This window comes from Bremerella sp. P1 (assembly GCF_028748185.1).
Classification (GTDB): domain Bacteria; phylum Planctomycetota; class Planctomycetia; order Pirellulales; family Pirellulaceae; genus Bremerella.
In genome coordinates this window covers 3,513,166-3,534,437 of record NZ_CP118164.1, presented here as the reverse complement: position 1 = coordinate 3,534,437, position 21,272 = coordinate 3,513,166, and the positions used below count along the sequence as shown (strand labels likewise).

General features: G+C 54.7%; 20 protein-coding genes. 5 read left to right on the top strand and 15 right to left on the bottom strand.

Annotated elements, in window-relative coordinates; all coding sequences use genetic code 11:
• Positions 1-238: 238 nt before the first annotated feature.
• Positions 239-4,471 (top strand): c-type cytochrome, encoded by a 4,233-nt coding sequence (locus tag PSR63_RS14880; RefSeq protein ID WP_274326464.1) that lies wholly within the window; start codon positions 239-241, stop codon positions 4,469-4,471.
• Positions 4,472-4,475: 4 nt separating this feature from the next.
• On the opposite strand, the gene speA is transcribed toward PSR63_RS14880, so the two are convergent.
• Positions 4,476-6,380, bottom strand: coding sequence for a biosynthetic arginine decarboxylase (gene speA / locus PSR63_RS14875; RefSeq protein ID WP_274326463.1), 1,905 nt, complete (start codon positions 6,378-6,380; stop codon positions 4,476-4,478).
• A gap of 148 nt (positions 6,381-6,528) precedes the next feature.
• On the opposite strand from speA, the gene PSR63_RS14870 reads away from it, so the two are divergent.
• Entirely contained in the window at positions 6,529-7,416 is an 888-nt protein-coding gene (locus tag PSR63_RS14870; protein ID WP_274326462.1) for a hypothetical protein, read from the top strand.
• 19 nt (positions 7,417-7,435) lie between these two features.
• Here the strand turns inward: PSR63_RS14870 and PSR63_RS14865 are convergent, their stop codons facing one another.
• The 10 genes from PSR63_RS14865 to PSR63_RS14820 all read right to left on the bottom strand — a co-directional run bounded on the left by PSR63_RS14865 (position 7,436) and on the right by PSR63_RS14820 (position 16,367).
• Entirely contained in the window at positions 7,436-8,653 is a 1,218-nt protein-coding gene (locus PSR63_RS14865) for a hypothetical protein (protein WP_274326461.1), read from the bottom strand.
• Between the two features lie 114 nt (positions 8,654-8,767).
• The gene (locus PSR63_RS14860; RefSeq protein ID WP_274326460.1) at positions 8,768-9,241 is read right to left on the bottom strand and encodes a hypothetical protein; all 474 of its coding nucleotides are present in this window, start codon (positions 9,239-9,241) and stop codon (positions 8,768-8,770) included.
• A 102-nt stretch (positions 9,242-9,343) separates the two neighbouring features.
• Complete coding sequence (locus PSR63_RS14855) at positions 9,344-10,036, bottom strand: ferredoxin (protein WP_274326459.1); 693 nt, start codon at positions 10,034-10,036, stop codon at positions 9,344-9,346.
• A 9-nt stretch (positions 10,037-10,045) separates the two neighbouring features.
• Positions 10,046-10,441, bottom strand: coding sequence for a secondary thiamine-phosphate synthase enzyme YjbQ (locus tag PSR63_RS14850; RefSeq protein WP_274326458.1), 396 nt, complete (start codon positions 10,439-10,441; stop codon positions 10,046-10,048).
• On the bottom strand, positions 10,401-10,751 hold the full coding sequence (locus PSR63_RS14845; protein ID WP_274326457.1) for a hypothetical protein: 351 nt from the start codon (positions 10,749-10,751) through the stop codon (positions 10,401-10,403). Before PSR63_RS14845 ends, PSR63_RS14850 begins: the two co-directional genes overlap by 41 nt.
• Before the next feature lie 270 nt (positions 10,752-11,021).
• On the bottom strand, positions 11,022-11,456 hold the full coding sequence (locus PSR63_RS14840; RefSeq protein WP_274326456.1) for a secondary thiamine-phosphate synthase enzyme YjbQ: 435 nt from the start codon (positions 11,454-11,456) through the stop codon (positions 11,022-11,024).
• 126 nt (positions 11,457-11,582) lie between these two features.
• The gene (locus PSR63_RS14835) at positions 11,583-12,035 is read right to left on the bottom strand and encodes a carboxypeptidase-like regulatory domain-containing protein (RefSeq protein WP_274326455.1); all 453 of its coding nucleotides are present in this window, start codon (positions 12,033-12,035) and stop codon (positions 11,583-11,585) included.
• Positions 12,036-12,138: 103 nt separating this feature from the next.
• On the bottom strand, positions 12,139-13,119 hold the full coding sequence (locus PSR63_RS14830) for a DUF1559 domain-containing protein (RefSeq protein WP_274326454.1): 981 nt from the start codon (positions 13,117-13,119) through the stop codon (positions 12,139-12,141).
• A gap of 376 nt (positions 13,120-13,495) precedes the next feature.
• Positions 13,496-14,296 carry an endonuclease/exonuclease/phosphatase family protein gene (locus tag PSR63_RS14825; protein WP_274326453.1) on the bottom strand — a complete coding sequence of 267 codons (801 nt, stop codon included), beginning with the start codon at positions 14,294-14,296 and terminating at the stop codon, positions 13,496-13,498.
• A gap of 4 nt (positions 14,297-14,300) precedes the next feature.
• The gene (locus PSR63_RS14820; RefSeq protein WP_338000647.1) at positions 14,301-16,367 is read right to left on the bottom strand and encodes an FAD-dependent oxidoreductase; all 2,067 of its coding nucleotides are present in this window, start codon (positions 16,365-16,367) and stop codon (positions 14,301-14,303) included.
• 420 nt (positions 16,368-16,787) lie between these two features.
• Here PSR63_RS14820 and PSR63_RS14815 point away from each other — a divergent pair, with 420 nt between their 5' ends.
• Together PSR63_RS14815 and PSR63_RS14810 are read left to right on the top strand one after the other, a co-directional pair.
• A complete protein-coding gene (locus PSR63_RS14815) occupies positions 16,788-17,633 on the top strand; it encodes a glycosyltransferase (RefSeq protein ID WP_274326452.1) in 846 nt (281 codons plus the stop codon).
• Positions 17,634-17,719: 86 nt separating this feature from the next.
• The gene (locus tag PSR63_RS14810) at positions 17,720-17,980 is read left to right on the top strand and encodes a GlsB/YeaQ/YmgE family stress response membrane protein (protein WP_274326451.1); all 261 of its coding nucleotides are present in this window, start codon (positions 17,720-17,722) and stop codon (positions 17,978-17,980) included.
• A 66-nt stretch (positions 17,981-18,046) separates the two neighbouring features.
• Here the strand turns inward: PSR63_RS14810 and PSR63_RS14805 are convergent, their stop codons facing one another.
• The 4 genes from PSR63_RS14805 to PSR63_RS14790 are packed head-to-tail and all read right to left on the bottom strand — an operon-like array spanning position 18,047 to position 19,968.
• The gene (locus PSR63_RS14805; protein ID WP_274326450.1) at positions 18,047-18,511 is read right to left on the bottom strand and encodes an ArsI/CadI family heavy metal resistance metalloenzyme; all 465 of its coding nucleotides are present in this window, start codon (positions 18,509-18,511) and stop codon (positions 18,047-18,049) included.
• 1 nt (position 18,512) lies between these two features.
• Positions 18,513-18,923, bottom strand: coding sequence for an arsenate reductase ArsC (locus PSR63_RS14800; RefSeq protein WP_274326449.1), 411 nt, complete (start codon positions 18,921-18,923; stop codon positions 18,513-18,515).
• Positions 18,920-19,615, bottom strand: a complete 696-nt coding sequence (locus PSR63_RS14795) for an MIP/aquaporin family protein (protein ID WP_274326448.1) — start codon at positions 19,613-19,615, stop codon at positions 18,920-18,922. Before PSR63_RS14795 ends, PSR63_RS14800 begins: the two co-directional genes overlap by 4 nt.
• Positions 19,612-19,968, bottom strand: a complete 357-nt coding sequence (locus tag PSR63_RS14790) for an ArsR/SmtB family transcription factor (RefSeq protein WP_274326447.1) — start codon at positions 19,966-19,968, stop codon at positions 19,612-19,614. Before PSR63_RS14790 ends, PSR63_RS14795 begins: the two co-directional genes overlap by 4 nt.
• Before the next feature lie 286 nt (positions 19,969-20,254).
• Here PSR63_RS14790 and PSR63_RS14785 point away from each other — a divergent pair, with 286 nt between their 5' ends.
• A complete protein-coding gene (locus PSR63_RS14785) occupies positions 20,255-21,169 on the top strand; it encodes a FliM/FliN family flagellar motor switch protein (protein WP_274326446.1) in 915 nt (304 codons plus the stop codon).
• The last annotated feature ends 103 nt before the right edge of the window (positions 21,170-21,272 follow it).

The following is a 21,272-nucleotide window of genomic DNA, read 5'->3' as shown; positions in this document are numbered from 1 at the left end:
TCAAACGGTTAGAGATACATAACTTATGGTTCGACTTACTCCACCATGTGGGTTAGTTTAGATAGGTGGATCGCATCCGATCTTGTCGCCTTCAGCATTTAGGCGACTACCTCCAAACCTCATTGATTCGCCCATGATTCCACGTTATATCTAGGGATTCATGGGACTTTTCCCCTGAAATCATACGATCAAGTCAATCCGCCTGCCCTCTGCCTCCGACCTCCTCAGGATTCAGCGAATGCGTCACTTTGCTTTTGCGTTCACTTTCGCCCTGCTGCTTTCATTTGGCATCTCCGGTCCACTGCTAGCTCAATTTGAAGAAGACTTTCGCTCTGGCCTGATCACCACAATCCAGGGAAGCGATGGCTCGAATTGCGTTCGTATCGATCCCACGATCTCGTTCAACTGGCAGCGCGGAGCGCCGGACATCCGCGTCAGCGATGGCAAGTTCAGCGCACGCTGGGACGGACTGCTTTTGAGTCGCACCTCAGGCAACTACACGCTCTACGCCTATGTCTGCGGCAAGGTCCGGATTCAACTGGAAGGACAGATCGTTCTCGAGGCCAATACGAAAACGCCCCAGTGGGTCGCCGGCAAGCCACTGGCCATGAAGTTCGACTGGCATCCACTTCAAATCGATTTCGCCAAGACACAACCTGATGCCCAGCTGCGTTTGTTCTGGGCCGGCCCTGACTTTCCGCTGGAACCAATCTCCGCGGAGTATTTCTACCACGACATCGACAAGACAATCGAGCAGCCGTTTAATCGTGGTCGCGAACTGATCGCCGGTTACCGCTGCACGTCATGCCACGACGTTCAACAACAACCGCCTGCGGTGAAAGCTCCTTCGCTGGCGAAGCTGGATGGGAATCTTTCCGAGAGTTGGCTGCGAACCTGGCTGAGTAGCGACGAAAAAGAAACCGATACGCTGCGCAGGATGCCCCACTTCGATCTTTCCGACGACGATGTCAAAGCGGTTGCCGAGTACCTGATGTCGGAATCTCAGCCGCGCGGCAAAGCAAAGGACTTGCCGGTAAAGGGCTCGGCTGCCAGTGGCCAGAACCTGGTACTTAGCCTGGGATGCACCGCATGCCACAAGGTCGGAGAACTAGGTCGCGCCGATGTCATGGGTGGCCCTAATCTGACCGACATCGCGGTGAAACGCCCCAAGGAGTTCTTTGCCACCTGGCTTAAGGATCCGGCCAAGCTAAATCCGGATCATCGCATGCCGGTGTACGACCTGAATGATAAGCAGCGCGACGACATCACGGCCTTCCTGGTAACGCTTACCAAAGACAGGTCGATTGCGAAGACACCCGTACGAGGATTCAACGATCTGCTGGTACAGCGAGGGCGCGAGGTCGTTGCCGCCAACCGCTGTAACACGTGCCACACGCTTCCAGGCGATTCCAAACAAGCCAGCCACACACTTCAGGTAGCACTTGCCCCCGGCAACTTGTGGCAGGCCGGTTGCATGGATCAACCCAATCCCCAAAAAGGACAACCTGGTTATCGGCTGCCCAAAGAAGACCAGGAAGCCATCGCAACGTATATTCGGGAAGTATCTCGGGCCAAACACGCCAAGTCCGATACGCCTGACGCGGCCTGGGTTCTTACGAAAAACAACTGCTTCGCTTGTCATCCTCGTGGAACGAATTTGGGGCTAAATAAGACCGCAAAGGAAGTTACTGATGCGCATGCGAACCTGGCATCACAACTTCCCGCGATGGTGCCTCCTTCGCTCAACAGCATTGGCGACAAACTGCATGACGAAGCCCTCCTGGCAGCTATTCGGCGCAGCGAAGGAAACCATCGACCTTGGCTCAAAGTCCAGATGCCCAAGTTCCAGCTCTCGGCCGAAGAACAGCAAGCTCTAGTCAACTATTTCGTAACGCAGGATCGTATTCCGGATAACGCGCCGGCCTCGCTCGAAATCCCTGAACTGGAAGGCCTGGCGGCCACCGTCGCAGGGTCACGTCTGGTGACGACCGACGGTTTCGGCTGTACCAGTTGCCATCAGGTGGGCAAGATGATCCCGCCCAAGGCACCCCTGAATGCCAAGGGACCTGACCTGTCGATGCTGGGCAAGCGCATTCGCGAACCGTGGTTCTATCGCTGGGTTCACGATCCGGCTCGAATCGTTCCCCGCATGGAAATGCCCAGCGTCAAATTGCCTGTCCAAGGCGTTCTCGATAACAACGTCGATACCCAGCTCGCCGCCGTCTGGAAGGTGCTCAACACGCCTGACTTTACCCCACCCAAACCAGACCCTGTCCGTATCGTCCGGTTTAATGGTACACGCAGCGAAACCTCGCGTCCGATCGTACTGACCGACGTGATTAAGCTGAGCGACAAGGATGTCCTGGTCAAACCGCTGCTGGTTGGTCTGCCCAATCGCAACAACGTGCTTTATGACCTGGAGAGTGGGAAGTTACTGCAGTGGTGGGTCGGTGATGTCGCTCGTCAGCGCAGCGAAGGCAAGACCTGGCACTGGGAGATCGGTGCCCGAGGCCTCCTCACTGATGTCCGGCAACAGCCTGAAATTCGCCTGTTGGTCGATAAGAAAGATACCCCGCCTGAACCAGCTCGCGACGGTCAATTCATCACCCGATTCAATGAACTTCGCTACGAAGAAGACAAGTTGATCTGGTCCCATACGCTGCATTTTGTACACGGCTCGGACGAATACGCCATCGAAGTTGTGGAAACGTGGCAGCCAATCTGGACCGAAGACGGAAAGCCGATCAATGGCTTCCATCGCACGATGCAGTTCCAAAATGTTCCCGAAGGAGGAAGCATCGTCCTTCATCTTCCGCAGGAAACACTCGCAGGTGCCCTCCTCCGCGACCGCAACTCGATCGATGACCAACCGGCCCAGCGTTTCGAAGCGGGCAACATCTCCTTCGATATCAAAAAGCAACCCAACATCTTTTATGGCGACGACGCGACCGTTTGGCTGCGACCTGGCGAGAACCGCACGATTGACATGACGGTGCGGCTCGACCTGCCTGGCGAAACGCTTGCCGAGCAGCCTCCTGTTCCCGTTCGTAAGTCAAACGCTGTGTCCCTCGACATCGTCCCGGGATGGTCTGCGACACGTCTGCCCATCACGACCGAAATGATGCCCATCGCCATGGATTGGCAGCCGGATGGGGCCCTGATTGCCGGTTCACTCAAAGGCCGATTGTGGAAATTGATCGACACCGACGGCGATGGCCTGGAAGATACCTACTCGCAGTTCGGTGACGAATACGCAGCCCCTTACGGTATCAGGGCGTACGACAAGTACGTCGATGTGGTCAACAAGTACGCCCTGCTTCGTTTGTGGGATCAGGACGGAGACGGGGTGGTCGAGAAGGTAACCAACCTGTCTCACGGCTGGGGACATACCGACGACTATCACGACTGGGTCGTCGGCTTGCCACGCGATGAAGAAGGCAACTATTACCTGGCCATCCCTTGCCAGCAAGACAAACGCACGGCGGAAGCGGCCGCGTTGCGTGGGACTGTGCTCAAGTTAATTCCTGACACGCTCGATCCAGTCGAGCAATCATTCCGAATCGAGGAGCTTACGGCTGGCCATCGCTTCCCGATGGGCATCGCTCGTAACAACCGCGGCGAGCTGTATGTGACGGACAACCAAGGGAACTTCAATCCGTTCAACGAATTGAACCACATCGTGCCGGGCCAACGCTATGGCTTTATCAACGCCATCGATCGCAAGCCGGGATTCTCTCCGCCAGAGACACCTCCATCGATCGCCATTCCGCATCCTTGGACACGTAGCGTGAACGGTATCTGCTTCCTCGAGACCCCCAAGAAGGAACGCGAACGGCTGGGCTACGACCTATACGGCCCCTGGGAAGGAGACCTGATTGGCTGTGAATACGATACCCGCCGCTTGGTTCGCATAAGCCTGGAAGAGGTTGATGGCATCATGCAGGGTGCCGTCTATCCGATGACAGTCGATCCTCCGCAAGATGTCGAAAAAGGACTCCTTGGTCCAATCAGTTGCGCGGTCGCTCCAGACGGGGATGTCTATATCGGCAACATTCGTGACGCCGGCTGGGGTGGTGGGAACAACATTGGCTCGTTCACGAAACTGCGTCCCAAGTCGGTTCACCTGCCGCTTGGCATCGACGAAGTAACGGCGACGCCGGCGGGCTTCAAAGTTCGCTTCACCGACCAGGTCGATGCCACACGCGGCGGTTTGCCAACCAACTACACGGTGGCATCGTATACCCGCGTTTCGACTCCGGCCTACGGCGGCGACGACCAACAGCGTCGGCTGGAAAGCGTCCTGAAAGTCGACCTTTCCCAAGACCGGCTGGAAGCGACCATCACGCTGGAAGCTCCCCTTCGGGAAGGTTTCGTCTACGAGATCTTCCTAGACGACGAAATCGCCGGAGATCAAGGCAAGCTGTGGCCGAAGGAAGCCCACTATACGCTACGCAAACTGAAAGCGCCGTAGCCGCTTACTCCAAGTAGGTGTAACCACGCAGGCCCGATTCATAGAACTTCATGATCGTGCCTGCTTCCTTGGCCTCGATGGCCCCGCGTTTGATCGATTGCTCGACGCTGCGCTGCATCTGGCGGGTCAACTCTTCTTCGTTGAACTGCATGTAATGCAACACTTCCTGTACCGTATCACCCTTGATGATATGCGTGAAGGAAGGCTGGCCCTGGTCGTCCAGTTCGACGTGCACCGCATTCGTATCGCCGAATAAGTTATGCAGGTCGCCCAGCACTTCCTGATAGGCTCCGACGAGGAAGGCACCCATATAGTAGGGCTTACCGTCGTAGCGATGCAGTTGCAGGGTTCGCTTCACATGACGACGATCGATGAACTGGTCGATCTTGCCGTCACTGTCGCAGGTAATATCACCGATCACGGCATGCCGCTGTGGCTCTTCGTCCAGACGGTGAATCGGCATGATGGGGAACAACTGGTTAATCGCCCAGTTATCTGGCAATGACTGAAACAGCGAGAAGTTGCAGAAGTAGGTATCGCACAGCATCCGATCGAGGCCTTCGAATTCCTCCGGCACGTGATCCAGTTCGCTGATGAGCCCACGAATCTTGAAGCAGAGATTCCAGTACAACGTTTCGGCTTCGCTACGTTGCTCTAAGCTGAGGTTGCCGTTGCCGAACATCGACAAGGCCATATCGAGTGCCATCTGAGCATCATGGAAGCTTTCCAGGACAGTCCGTGGACCGACCGAGGCATACGCTTCTTTCAAGTCGCGCAATGGTGCCGGCGTATTTTCGTCGAATTCCTGCTTCAGTTCGCCCAGACCTTGCTCGGCAACACCAAGCGTGCCAAAGACCAACACACTGTGAAACGCCACGACCGCGCGCCCGCTTTCCGACAACAAGTGCGGATGGGGAACCCCAGCTTCATTGCAGATCGACTGAACGTGCGAGACCACGTCGCGAGCATATTCGTCCAACGTGTAATTCATACTGGAATGGAAGTCGGTTTGTGAACCGTCGTAGTCGACACCCAAACCACCACCGACATCCAGATACTTCAGGCCGGCGCCTCGCTTGACCAGGTCGACATAAATGCGAGCCGCTTCGATCAACGCCGCTTTCACGTAGCGGATGTTGCTCACCTGGCTTCCCTGGTGATAGTGCAACAGGTTGAAGCAGTCTTCCATACCGCGCGATTTGAGTTCGTCCAAGGCCCGCAGGACTTCCGTCACGGTCAGGCCGAACTTACTGTGATAGCCGCCACTGGCCGACCAACGTCCCTTTCCGCGGGAGGCAAGCTTCACACGGAAACCAATTTTCGGACGAACGCCGATCTCTTCGGCCGTCTTCAGAATGAGCCCAAGCTCGGTGTACTTCTCGACCACGGGGATGATCGTCCGGCCTAGCTTCTGGCCGTACATGGCGATCTCGATGTACTCTTCGTCCTTGAATCCGTTGCAGATGATCGGCGTGTTTTCATCCGTCATCGCAATCACGGCCAATAGCTCTGGCTTGCTACCGGCTTCCAGTCCGAAGCCATACGGTCGGCCATAGTCCAGGACTTCCTCCACCACGTGCCGCTGCTGGTTTACTTTGATCGGGTAGATGCACGAATACTTGTTTTGGTAGTCGTAGTCAGAGATGGCATTCGTAAATGCGTTGTTGATATCCTGCAACCGGTTCTGCAGGATCTCGCTAAAGCGCAGCAGGATCGGCAGGTCGATGCCACGGGCCTCGAGACGGTCGACCACGGTCTTCAGGTCAATCCCGCTCTCAGGAGTCTTCGACGGGTGGACCAACAGGTGCCCTTCGTCACTGACGCTGAAATAGCCTTTTCCCCACCGGTCAACTTCGTACAGATCGGTAGAATCGGCGGCGGTCCACCGGTTGCCATTCTCTTTCAGCATGAGTTCCACTCTCCTGGGGCGTGCAGAACAGTTTTGGGGCGCGTGGCGACTACCTTGGAAGAAACGTTTCTCCCTGTCGGTTGCAATCGTCCGCGACGAAAGAGATGATTTTAGAACATGAACCCGCCCCTACGGAAGGAACCTACGGATGAATCTGGAACTTCGCTGGCAAGAAAATACCTGGACCAGTTGCTTGCATGCCGCCCAGATTCTCGCCGGAAACCCTCCCTCAGGCGTTTCTGAAGATATTGTGAATACCGTAGCTCCAGCTGCCCGGCGTCTGGTAAGTGAACTTAAAACGGCCCAAGTCGCTCCCAAACTGTTCTGGAGACACGCTTTACCCCTTTCCGCGCAGCTGGATGGAAGAGTCGAGCTGGCCAAAGCGGTCCTTCGTAAAACACTCGGCCTGGAGGCCAGCGAATCGGGCTACGCAACGTCCATTGGTGGTGCCCTATCGGACCTCGCCAACGCTTATGCCGCGGCCGTTCCCAAAGCGGCAGAAGAACTCTCTCTGCGTCGTCGTCCTTTGCGAGAAGCTTGGGAGGCCCGCGGCCCTGGCCTGCTTCACTTTCTGCAACGAGTCCTGCCGGAAGAGTTCTTACCGGAAACGGCCGACGTGATCCTGGTGCTACCGATCAGTGGCGGCCGCGGGACAGCGCACCTGGCCTACAACAGTGTTCGCCTGGAAGGGATGCTCTACGACCCGAATCCACAACTCCCCGAGGTCGCGCGACTGGGCTGGCTGATTTCGCAGTTGAACCTCGATCTGCCCAAGTACAGCGAAGAGATCGATCCCGACCGCATCGGCATGATCGCGCGGCTGGCTACCTTGCCAGGCATCTTGTACGCAGCCGAAGAGGTCGAACTGGTAAGACCAGCAACGGTAACCCTGGCCGACGCATTCAAGCTATGGCAGGTCGCCCATGCCGGACACGAAGCCCTCGCAGAAATTGTTGGACAGTGGTGGCAGACCCAAGAGACCCGCCAGGCCCCCTGGCGGATCGCACTGATGGCCTTAGATCGAATGCTTGGTTAGTCGTTTAAGCAGGCTCGCGTTATTGGAACCAAACCGCAAATACCAAGAACCGTCCTTGGAACGTTCTGGAAAGGGTTCTGCCGGTCTCCTGCGAGACGACTTCTCCTTCTTCCAGGTACGGTAGCGCCGAGACCCCATGCGCCCAGCCGATCAAATCGAATTGGGTCGGCTCCGTAAATACGCTGCGCAGGTTAATTCCACGACCGTCATTGACGCGCCAGTGCGGAATCAGCTTTTTCCCTTCCAGCACCTCTTCGGCCTCATTCAGGAACTGGGCCCAGCCAGCGATCCGTTCCTCGTTGACCGTCAGGGGCGTCAGGCTCGTCTGCTTGGCATTCGGGATCCACTCGCGATCGTCATCCGTTTCCTGGGTGCAGTACTCCCACACCAAGCGGCTTTGCGAGATCATCGTCAACAGATGTTGCCGCGACACTTCCATCCGATCCGGCTCGACCAGTTCAAATTTCATCAGATGGATCGTCAGCACCGCATCGGCGATCTGATCCATGAAATCGTTCTGCCGTGCGGTTCGCAGCTGGGCCAGCGGTGACTCGACGCCTGAGAAAAAGATGGACGCCGTGTTCGTGAAGAACTCGCTCGTATCGTAGGCCAGGTACGCTTCCGCCATCGCACGCAGCAGGTGGGTATAACCGATCATCCAGTGGACATCGGCTTTGTCGAAGCCAATTTCAAATCGCTTCTGGTCTTCGTCCAGCTTGGCAGCCCGCCAGGCAACCGACGTGAAGACTTTCCAGAACGTTTCGCCGTCTTCCGCCTTGCCATCCCCGTTGAGGTCCATCCGCACCATGCCGACCGGCAGCTTCAGCTTAACCTCGGGATCGTCCACCTTGGCCAGTTCGGCCTCAGCGACCGCCAGATCATCGATGAACTGCTGAAGTACGGCTCGCCACTTCTCGTAGGTCAGCTCTTCCGGATCGGGATTCTTCGGCACCGGCATCCGCACGAAGGGAGCACGCGGGGCGTCCGGCCGCAGCCCGTAGCGGTACAAGTTCTGCGACAAGTTCTCCGCCGCGATCAGCACCGAGAAGATCCCCACGGCATACTGCGCCTCGGCATCTTTGGGTTTCTCCTCCACCCGAGCCTGCATCGCCGCTTTGCCTTCAGCCAGTTTTCCTTCAATCAAAAAACCTTCGACATCGGCGGCGGTGGTTTCGGCGAAAGCCTGAGCGGTGATCGCGACAAGAACGGCCAGCGTCAGAGAAATACGCATGAACATGGTGGGTATTCCTGGGATGAGGAGAAGTGAGAACCAGGGCTGTGAACTATGGGGACAGCGAGGCTGGTTTATAGGGAGTACTAGAGATAGACGCGAAAAGTTTGATCGAACTAGTCAAACTTTTTCGCCAAACCCAACTTTATAGTACCAGTCGATCGAGGAGGTCTTTTCTTCATCGGACGAAATCTGATTCAGCACTTTGTGTAAATTGGCATGGCTAGTACGCGCCATTTTTTCGTGCAAACGTTGCCCCAAGTAGCATTCCATCCAGCACACTTCGCGATCGGCAGAATCGATTTGCAACCTCAAATAGATTGGCACCACGGTCTGGTCCGAGATGAGATAGGCGCCACCTAACAGCTCAATTTCCCGATCCCCTCTTTTCCGAAACTCAACGGGTAGAATTCCGTCCAACGATTCCCATTGGAAATCTTCATGAATCTCCCTGATGACATGGGAAACGAAGCTCTCCAATGCACTCAATATAGGCCGACTATCGTCCGACTCAGGAACGACTTCATCGACATCCATTGTCTTGAGCAAATCGCTGAGACGTGCGCACAGTTCGTTTTCGACAGTATTGCTCACGACGGACTCCAGACAAACTGTACCAAAGTGCATTCTTACTTTCGTAGTGACGGGAGGGACCTCACGGTCAGATCAGGAGTGATGGTTTTTACTCAGATCAGCTTACCACGGTGTCCTTTGGAATCGATTCGAGTCGTTCCAGTCAAACTCCGTATACCACCTTACATCATTACACTCAAAATCACTCGACAGCCAATTGAATACAAGATTGCCCACGCCGCGCCCACTAAGGGAATTAGCTACAGGATGCCAAATGTGCCACCGAAGCTTTGGTTCTTTAATAGTGGAAAAGTAAACGTCGTGAAAGTCGTCGTCATACCACGCGAATGCAAATGCCGCACTGCTGCCAGACTCTTCAATTTCCCGAAATCTGAACTCACGCATGCCATCGACGTTGAGCGAAATGAGGTACTTCTGAAACTTTTTCGCAAGCCGGCTGGCGTTATCGCCCTCAGAGACAAATGTCACGTGGTTTCGATAGCACGGCACAATACCGGTCGGCGGAGCAACATCGCATAATTGACGTAGGTCAAGTTCAGCAAGCCTACGGAGAACGTCTGCATCGTCTCCTCGATATCGAATGCATTGGAGCTCTGCATTCCATGCCGCACCGATGGCATTGGTAATTTCTTCCGCCGTATTCGGTTGACGCTTCAAATAGCAATGGTTGTCGGAGTCGTATGCGAAGAGCCCTGGCGCCTCAACCATTGGCACATCACACGCTGTGCAGCAGCCATACTCGACATAGAACGGACCTTCGACGTTCTCTGGATGGGGCTTGATTGGCTCACTCATTTGCACGATTTACTCCCCAATAATCTTCACCAAGATCCGCTTCCGCCGTCGCCCATCAAACTCGTAGTAAAAAATATGCTCCCACGGCCCCAAGTGCAGCTTCCCTTTGGTAATCGCCACCACCACTTCCCGCCCCATAATTTGCCGTTTGTGATGCGCGTCGGCGTTGTCTTCGCCGGTACGGTTGTGCAGGTAGCCGCCGCTGGCCGGGTCGGTGCCGGGGTTGAAGGGAACCAGTTCTTCCAGCCAGCGATCGTAGTCCTGATGCAGTCCGCTTTCGTTATCGTTGATGAAGACGCTCGCCGTGATGTGCATGGCGTTCCCCAAACACACCGCGTTACACACTACCGTTTGTGGTCGAGGGTCAAACATCATCTCCTTCTTGCTCGTGGAGGAATCGTTCATGACTCCAATCCAGGTGGCTCAACTGAGTCAGTCTCACGTCCTTAGGAAACTCGCACCATGCCAAGACTCTGCACGAGATTTGTTTCCCGACGGCCGGGAAGCTGCCGGGAAACGTCAGCTTTTGATTTGGGGTAGTCTCGATAGCCTCGAAATGAATGATCTCCAGAAGCGCCGGGACTTCGGGCAACTCGTCCAGCGTGACCCAAACACCGTACTGTTGCTGGTTCTTGACGACTCCAGTCATTGGCGTCCCGGCAGGATAGGTAACTATCAGCTTGTCCCATTCGTCTTGCGTGAATTCATTGGTCAATTCGCTTGCTCCGAGGTAAATTCTTGTTGGGGTACTTCATCTAATCGTTTCGATGCAAGTGTTTCAAATCAGCGAGCATCCGCTCAAAGTCTTTCGCGCACAACTTGGCTAACTCGCTGGGCCGCATCCAGAAGGAAATCTGCTCCAGCTTGGACAGAAGTTCCTCGTCCTCTCCATTTGACAGTCTCTCTTCGGCCCACGCGTGATATCGTGGTGCTTCCCTCAGCCGAAAATACATCGGTCCATCTTTCCCCTGCTGAAACACGACTCTCACTCCCCAATGATCTTCACCAGCACCCGCTTCCGTCGTCGCCCGTCGAATTCGTAGTAAAAGATGTGCTCCCACGGTCCCAGGTGCAGCTTACCCTTAGTGATCGCTACCACCACCTCACGCCCCATGATCTGGCGTTTGTGATGCGCGTCGGCGTTGTCTTCGCCGGTACGGTTGTGCAGGTAGCCGCCGCTGGCCGGATCGGTGCCCGGGTTGAAGGGAACCAGTTCTTCCAACCAGCGATCGTAGTCCTGATGCAGTCCGCTTTCGTTATCGTTGATGAAGACGCTCGCCGTGATGTGCATGGCGTTGACCAGGACCATTCCTTCCCGAATGCCACTTGCGGCAACGCAGTCCTCTACGTCGCCATGGATGTCGACGATCATGCGCCGTTTGGGGACGTCCATCCAGAGTTCTTTGGTAAACGATTTCATCGCCGAAGCTTTCCTGAGGTGAGACTCGTAAGTGCTTTTGAGCGATTGTAGTCGATAGACGCAGCGCATGAAAAAAGGCTCGCCAGTGGCCGAGCCTTTTCGATAGTTCGTGATGCGTTTGCTGCCTTATGACGTCAGTTCAAAATCGAATGTGTTCTCACCAGGCTGCACGTCTGCCTCGAGTTCGCTTTGCGTGTTGTAACGAGCTGGAATTTTCGCCTTTCTCGATTTTGTAGGGCGTTTGAACTCGAGTGTGTCAGGATCTGCTTCCTCCGCGATGGGATCGTCTTCCTCTTCGCTTGGTGCAATTTCAACGCGATTGTGGCCGATCTTGGTCCCACGGGTATCGCGAATGTAGGTCAGCTCGTATTTGCCGTCAGCATCCGTGCGGCCACGGGCCGGACGGCCGCTGTCTGGTTGAAAGACGACGACAATGTTGCTGAGGGGCTTCCCGTCAAGCGTGATGGTTCCGCTTACCTGCCCCAGATCCGGCTGATCGCCAACTCCACCACAGCCAGGCAGCATCAATAACATCACCGATAAGGCCGCCGCCAGGCGACCGGCTTGCTTCGACTTCACTGGACGACTCCAAAATATGGCTTGTACGATATTAAGATTTCCGCTTGGAAACCGTGCCACTGCATGATTGGCGGCACGGTTTGTTTGTGACCAATTTTTCGGATTAGTAGTCGCCAAGGACTTCGCGACCATTGCGGGTGCTGAGTCCTTGATAGGTTGGCATGTCCATGTTTTCTGACATGAATCGAACGCTGCCGTCCCCCATGAGGAACTGAGCTCCGCCGGCGTGCCAGCTACCAGCGGCTTCTTCGGCACCACCGTTGATCGGATCGTTGCCTTCGGCGGCGATCAAGTATTCCGTCATCTCGGTAGGCGGATTGCCATCGGCCCCACCCGAGAACATGGCGTGTCGGTCGCAGCCGCCGCTGTAGTGGCCCATGACGTCGCCGCCTGTGTCGACGACTTCACTGACGAAGATCGTGCTGGACAGGCCGTCCTTCACATCTTCAAAGCGAATCTTACTGTCGACGAAGAAGACCCCATTGCCATTCATGCAGCCCCAAGCTTCCGACTTCATTTCAGCAAGGGTCGACACTCCGGTGCAGACGCAGTTGTCGTTACCGTTGCCGATCCGGGTACCCATGTTGCCGTTGTAATTGGATGGCTGGTCACCATCGCCATACTTCTGAGCACCGTTGCGGACGTCTGGCTGCGAGGGGCACCAGAAGACTTGAACGTCGGTTTCCAGAACAATCGTTGGCTTCCCAGAGCCTGTGCTGCCCGTTTCCTGGCCATATCCATCGGGACCGCTAACCGCGTCGAAAAGCGCCCCTTGTTCGAGAAACGGAAGGATGCTTGCCTGCCACGTCCAGCCGTGTCCGTAATACTTGGTACCAGCCGCATTCACGATCCCGTTATTGCCCAGGGGCAGGCGGTTGAATGTGCCATGATAGTTGTGGAGGGCCAGCCCGATCTGTTTCAGGTTGTTCTGGCACTGCATTCTTCGGGCTGCTTCGCGGGCTTGCTGCACAGCCGGCAACAGCAGGGCGATCAAAACGCCAATGATCGCGATTACTACCAACAGTTCCACCAGGGTGAAACCTTTTCGCGAAGACAACGCGCGATTTGTGCTTCGAAGACTCATCAGACTCACTTTTAATAAATTCACAAGTTATGACTTAACAACTACGCCACACTTTTCGGCGACCGCGATCGCTTACGTGACGATGGCGGCAATAGAGATGGAATGAGTCGAAAGCACAATCGCTTTTCCCACGGGCCCAGGACAATTCACCGAATCTACACATAGGTCGATTCCTGCCCTGGCACTATGGGGGTCAAGAATGCCGCATATGCGATAGTCTTTTGCGCAATACGGATATTAGGAGAAAGTGCGACTACTCTGTTATTTTTTGCCGATGTGGGCAGCCGCACGATTGAAGACGATTTGCCTGCCGCTTAGAGCCGTTTATCGCACGTTATGTCCGTGACTCAGAAAATCGTAGACGTGCAAGAAGACGCTAGTTCGTAGCGGGTTCAGTCCACTCGAGAACGGCTAGAATGCAACGATGATCGGATGCGACAGGCTCATCGAGTACGCGGCACTCGACGACTTTCCAGCCTTGCTTGGGACGAAGCAGGATGTAATCGATTTGCCGAGTTGGCTTGTCGCTGGGAATGGTGGGCAGGATCTCTTTGTTGGAGCGTGTCCAATCTTTTTCCAGCAGCGCCAGCGGTTTGCTCTCCGGGACAGCATTCAAGTCACCGGCCAGCAGAGCAGGGCGGTCGCCCCAGTCCTGGATCAACTGAGCAATCATCTTGCTGGACGCAATGCGTTCCTTCTCGTCCGGTCGATGGTCGAAATGCGTGTCCAAAAATTTCAGCGACTGCTTAAGGCCTGGCACCGTGATATCGGCCTCTAACACGCCTCGCTGCTCACCTTCGGCCAGCAAGGGAAGCGGATGATTGGACGCCGAGATGGAAGCGAACCTGGTCAAAATGGAGTTGCCGTAGCGACCACCTTGGAGGTTAATGTTTCCTCCAAACACGTGGTTCATCTTCAACAGCTTGGCAAGTTCAGCGGCCTGATCGACGTTATCGGTCCGCGTGGTGTTTTGATCGACTTCCTGCAGCGCAATGATGTCTGGCTCGGCATCACTTAGGACCTGTGCGATACGCTTCAGATCGAGCCTTCTGTCGGTTCCTTCACCGTGGTGAATGTTGTAGCTAACCACTCGGATCCGAATTGGCTCTGCCGCCGTAGCTACTGACGCAGCACAGAGCGTCAGTAGCACAAGTAGCGAGGTGAGAAACTTAGGCATTGGCTTACTTCACCGGCAGAAGAACAACGGCATCGGCAACCACGTAGCCGTCAACACCTTCGTTGGTCAGCGTCACGATCGTATCTCCGCTGAGCTCGAATTTACCGAGCGAAACGAAAACCTTGTCGACGCTTGGAGCCTTCTTCTGATTGATCGTTCCCGCGTAGACTTCCTTACCTTGCGTGGTAACCGTTACCGGCACGTTCGAGGCGCGATTGGGATTGGCAGAGTAGGCAACGCGAACGTCATACTTGCCCGCTTCGAGCTTCGCGACGCGGAAAGCAATGGACTTCTTGCCCTGACCTTTGTTTTCGTCGTGCACGTAGCCGGTGCCGACGTAACCCGAAATGGAACTACTGACAGGCCAATCGCCGGTTGTTTGTGCCTGGGTGTCGTCAATGACGACGCCTTCTAGCTTTTTGGGGTCGATCACCTGCTTCGGATAGGAAGGCTTGCGTTCCATTTCCAGAACCTGGCCATCCTTCAACAGCCGCTGGCTGAGTTCCGAATACTCAACGTCTTGAACGGCAATCTCTTGATCGATCGCCATGCATGCGGCCGTGGCAGCCGATTGGCCAAGGATCATGAAGACCGGTTCCATGCGGATCGAACCGTAGGCGATGTGCGAAGACGAAACACACACAGGCACCAGCAAGTTCGTGCAGTCTTCCTTTTTAGGGGTCACGCTGTCGTAGCTAATTGGGTAAGGGCCGCCGGGGCTGATCTGAATATCACCTTCGTTACGGACATGTCCCTTCTCGGTGACAATCCGCTGAACGTTATGCGAGTCCATATTGTACGAGCCCATACCAATGCTTTTCGGTGTCGGCACCTGGGCTCGCAGCATGGGTTCGCACATGACGACCGGGCCGATCATACGCCGGGCTTCTCGGACGTAAATCTGATGCGGCCAGTTGCCGTTGTCGACGAATTCATCCTTCGCCAATCCCCACTTGTTCATGCGATCTTGAATGTCCTGCGGAATGGACGGATCGTTGGCAATAAAGTAGAGCCAGCCCTTTTGATAGGTTTCGTGCTCTTGAATGATTTCCTTGCGGCGCTCGTACGAAGCTTCCGGATAGTCGTAATTCATCCCGATGTTATCGGTTGAGAACGCACCGTGATTGTTCGTGTCGGTTTTAAAATTCGGGGCCGGATCAAACTTATTGAAGACGCCCTTCCAACCACCTTTGAGGTACCGAGCCAAAAGTGCGTACTGTTTTGGGTCGTAACCTTCCGGCTTGGGGAACTTAACCTGATTATCTTTCGCCGTGGTCAGGCACATGCGGAAGCAGTAGGCCTGAATCTTGTTGTCACCGCTTCCATCGGGACCTGGCTTCTCGGCCGAAATGCGCGGCAACAATCCACTGGTCGGGTCGCCTTCGACGACGTAAGGGTCGGTTGGATATTCAAATTGATGGCTGTGAGCGCGTGCGACTTGAACGCCGTTGATCGTTTCGCCATACACATCGTTCGACTCGCGACCCACGTGATACGAAACACCAGCGGCGGCCATCAGATCGCCTTCATAGGTCGTATCGAGAAAGATCTTGCCGGTGTAGGTTTTCCCGTCGAGAGTCGTGATGCTGACGATCTTTCCGTCCACCTTCTTCACGCCATTCTCGCGATCGAGCCACTGGTCGCGGATGACAGGAATCTCGTACTCTTCGACCAGCTGCTCGAATACCTTCTCGGCGACATGCGGCTCGAAGACCCACATCGCGTTATCGTTGGCTCGATAGCGGCTGTATTGTTCCGGCTTTTGTTGACGCCAGGCGCTATCTTGGTCGTAATGCTTCTTGACCCGTTCGTAGAAGTCGAGCGATAGCCCACCGATGGCCTCTTTTCTTCCGCTGTCGGTCCAACCAAGTCCGCCGCTGGAAAGACCACCCAGGTGCTTATCTGGCGAAACGACAACCACGGTCTTCCCCATTTTCTTGGCTTGCACCGCAGCCGTAATGGCCGCAGAGGTTCCCCCGTAAATGACCACGTCATAATTTTGCGGGGCAGCAGAAAGGGAAGTCACCATGGTAGACAGCGCGATGGCGAACGCAAAAAGACATCGAATCACGGGAAGAACTCCAAAAAGGCAGGGGTTTTTGAGGTTCTAATATGGTAGCCCAAAGATAATGCCGATCAATCCGCCCAGAAGCTCGACCTGAGTTGCCTTATTCGCCAATAATCTGGCATTCCCAGTAACTGCCTCCTGGAAAGCAACAAAGCAGCAATAATCGAAGCTAATCCCTGGCAAGACTTGCCACCGGGACTCTTTCCATACGGTGCTCCCCGATTCGCCTGAGGCGAAACGCCAGTCAGCCCAAGCCAATCACCAATCGGATGCTTGGAAAATACCAACTTCCACAGTTCACGGATCATCACCTGCAGGAACTTCACGAAACGCTAACGATGTAGGTCGTTCGTAGAAAGTTGCCCGAATTTATACTTGAGTGGGTAGGTCGATTCTTCACCGCAATCGGTTCCCCAATCCATCATGTCAGAAACCAATTCCCCTTCGCTCGAGCAGCCACTTATTTCGGTCGTAATGGGTGTGTGGAATCCCCATCCACGTCACTTTCCCGAAGTGGTGGAAAGCATCCTCGCGCAGACGTATCAAAATCTGCAAATCATTTTGATTGAGGATCCTTCGGAACGTGATGGCCGTGAGATGATTCGCCACCTGCAAGACGATCGAATCATTCATATTCGGAACGAAGAACGCACGAGCCTCCCTGATCAGCTAAACAAAGGACTTGGTCTTGCCACGGCGGACTTAGTCGCCCGAGGGGATGCGGACGATATCTGGGAGCCCCATCGCGTTGCCACGCAAGCCAAGTGCTTTGAAATGGATCCCGATCTGGTCGTCCTTGGAAGCACCTTGAAGATCATTGACGACGACGGAAACCATTTGGGCTATCGCGACTATCCGCGAAAACACGAAGACATCATCCGCGCCCTCCGCCGGTATTGTCCCATTGCCCAACCAGTGGTCATGTTTAAACGAAAGATCGTCCTAGAGCTTGGCGGATACCTCAAAGACTTCTTTATCGAAGACTACGACCTTTGGTGCCGTCTGGCCAAAGCAGGGGCGAAGTTTGAAAACTATCCCGAACCACTGGTTCAATATCGCATTCATCCAGAAGGCATTAAGAGCACCAAGCTCAAGAAAACCTTAGACTCCACCATTCGTATCAAAGAAACCCACTTCCGCGGCCAATTAGCGGCCGCTGATCACATGCGAATACTGGCCGAACGCGGCCTGATGATGATGCCGAGCAAGTTCGTTCTCTGGCTGTTTGGACAAATGACCTTCAGCAAGGAACTTCCCTCGTCAACTTAGGCACGCTCCTGGGCCAATAATTGGCACGCTTTGTGCAACTGGATTAGGTGAATTCAACGAAACCTGTCCTGAAAGGAGCAACAACCATGGGTATTCTTTCTTGGATCGTATTCGGCCTGATTGCCGGAGCTTTGGCCAAGTTCCTCTTTCCGGGAGACGATCCAGGCGGCTGTATTGTCACCATCATCATTGGCATCGTTGGAGCCATGGTGGGTGGTTTCATCATGACCGGCCTGGGTTATGGCACCGTCACCGGATTCAATTTTTACAGCTTCTTTGTCGCGATATTAGGTTCGATGGTCGTTCTGGCCATCTACCGTGTTCTATTGGGTCGAAAAGCAGAGTAGCCGCTTCTACCCAAGAAAAGACAACAGCCTGGTGGATCAACACCAGGCTGTACTTCATATCAGTTCTTACAACTGAATCTGAGAAAGGTTCGGACTGCAGCAGCCCGACTGTTCATACAGCTCATCTTTCGCGTCAGCATTCATGACAACGAAGACTTCCCACTTATGCCCATCTGGATCAGCAACCCAAACCTTATCCTGCACGGCATAACAACAGGTCGTCGCTTCTTCCTGCATCACCTTATAGCCGGCTGCTTGAAAACGCTCGGCGGCGGCGTGCACTTCGGCAATCGACTTGACTTGGATACCAAAGTGAGCGGAACCTTGCTCGACTTGAAACGGTTGGTCGATCTCGTTCAATGAAAGATTCACCGACGGATCGGTTGGCTCGAACTTGGCGTACCGAGGCCGCACCTTACTGGGGGCAGTCCCCAAGAGCATTTCATAGAATTTCTGCGATGCTTCGAGACTCGACACATTCAAGGCGACATGAATGCGAAAGCTGCCTGGAAAATCAACTGCGGATTGCATCTTAGACTCCTAAATATTCACTAATCGTGGCCTTGATTTCGTCACGTACTCGACGAAACGTCGGCATCTTTTCTTCATTTGTTCCCTGGGCATCGGCCGGATCATCGAAAGGCCAATGCAGTGTCTGTTTCGCTTCCGGATAAATGGGGCAATCTTCCTTGGCGTTATCGCAAACGGTAACCACCAGATCAAAAGGCTGGTGCTGAAAGTCGCTGGCCGACTTGCTTTCGTAGCCACCAATATCGACACTCAACTCCTTCATCGCTTCAATCGCCAGGGGATGGACGTAGCCGGAAGGTTTCGAGCCGGCCGAATAGGCGTCCCATTCCCCCTTGCCAAGTTCCGCCCAAAGCGCTTCCGCCATTTGGGATCGGCACGAGTTGCCTGTGCACAAGATCAAAACACGTTTCATGACACTTCCTCTACCGCATGATGCTCCGCTACAGGTTCTGTATCGGAGTTGGTTTCAGTTTGAACGAATTGATAGGCAAACACGGCCAAGATTGCACCGGCAATCGTGGCCACGATGTAAATCCACAGATGTTCCAAGTGACCACTTACTAAAGCGGGCGCCATCGAGCGGGCCGGGTTCATTGAGGCCCCACAAATTGGCCCAGCGAACATCGCTTCTAAGCCAACCGTTGCCCCGATTGCGGCCCCTGCCATGATGCCTTTCTCCTTCGCTCCGGTCGCGACATTCAAAATAATGAACATCAACAGAAACGTAAGGATCACCTCCAGTACAAACGACTGCCACCAAACACCCGCCGGCAAAGTCGCACCGAGCGTGTCGTGCTCTAGAAACAAGACTCTTAGAGTGGCACTCGCTGCAATCGCACCCAGCAGTTGAGCAATGATATACGGGACAACTTCCTTGCCATCAAACTGGCGAGCCGTCCAAAAGCCAATCGTGACCGCTGGATTGAAGTGCGCTCCCGACACATCACCAAGAGCGTAAATCAATGCCATGACAATCATGCCGAACGTCAGGGCAATCCCCACATGCGTGATCGATTCCTGGGTCACGTCATTGACGACGATGGCGCCTGTTCCGGCGAAGACGAGGGCAAACGTACCGATGACTTCCGCCACATATCGTCTCACGTCGGACAGCCTCCATCACACGCAGAAGTTCGCTTGTCGACGTCTAACTGGACGACGGTTTCTAAACACCCAAAAAAACCATCCAGGCAGCCACAGGTGAGCTTGTAGAAGTTCGAGGTGCCCTCTCGCCGTGACTCAATCAGGCCGACTTCTTTGAGGATGGCCAAGTGCTTGGAAACGGTCGACTGATCGCAACCGACATTCTGCGTTAGCTCTTGCACGCACATTTCGCGCTGTCCCAGCAAATCGAGCATGAACAGCCTGCTAGGGTGAGCCATTGCTTTGGCTACCTTGGCACGCGCCTCGTACTGGGCGAGCGTTTTTACTACGAGTTTTGTTTCGATTTCATTCATGGCTTCATGGCTTCATGGCAATATAGCCATATTAAAGCTCGGCGACAATACGGGAACCGGCATGCCTGGACGTGAATAGATGTGAACTTTTCTCAGCTATCACATCCAACTCGGGCAATTAACTCGCAGTTTTCTGACAGAAAACAGATACGTTAGCCGCCCAGGAAGTGATAGCAGTCGATGAGAATATGGCGCGAATATATCAAGTTTAACGGCCAGGCATGCCGATCATTCCTAAGAAGACGAACGACAATCTATCCGTGCGCGCTGCATCCCACTCAGAACTATGACTGCATTCAACATCGAAGCTCTTTCCGAAGTCATCGCGGCCTGCGAAGCAACCGCTGTGGAAGCGTCGGATGCGTTTTCGAGGGCATTTGATCAAAAGATCCAGCTCAAGTTGGGTGAAGGGAGCGAACTTTCGGTCGATGCGGACTTAACCGACTGGAAAGTCCCCGGCCTGGCGATTGTCTTGAATGTCGAATCTGAGGCCGCATTGATCCTCATTTCCCAGTCCAGCGGTATACTGCCGGATTGGTATACCGATCCGGACCCAACCGGCGAAAGCAAGTTAGCGACACTCGGTCAGGAACTCGGCATGACGCTCTTGCCGGAAGAGTTCATGGCCATGGAGTTCCAAGTCCAAGCCACCGACGACCTGGCGACTGCCTGTCAAAACGGAGCACCGGGAGAAAGCCCAGCCAAGCTTTCCTTGCAGCTGGAAATCGACGGTACAGAACACGAAGCGTTGATGGTCTGGCCTTTAACCAAGCCCGCCGACGTTTTCCAAGCCGAGGCAACTCCGCCTGAGGCAGTCACTGAGGAAGTAAAGGAAGCCCCGGCTAAGCCTGCCGCCCCAGCACCATCCCCCAGTCCTCAGCCAACGGCGACTCGTCCACGCATTGGCAGCTACAGCGAACTGCCAAGCTTTGGTCGTAGCTTGCTGCAAATTGAAGTGCCGATCCGTGTGATCTTGGCGGCCAAGAAGATGAAGGTGAACGACATCGTGAACGTCGGCGTGGGGACGATCATTCAATTCGACAAGTCGTGCGAAGACACGCTCGATGTCGAGATCGGTCGTCAAAAGATCGCCGAGGGAGAAGCCGTGAAGATCGGAGACAAGTTCGGCGTGCGCGTCACCAGCATCACCATGCCGGAAGAGCGCTATATCGCTCTCAAAGCACGCAAACGAGTTCGCTAGCAATACCATCAGCGATAGCTATGACAGGATATCGCTGACTCTTCAGCCAAATCGCCGCACAGTCTGTACGGCTTCTCGCGATAAAGCTAACGCTACGCGTTCG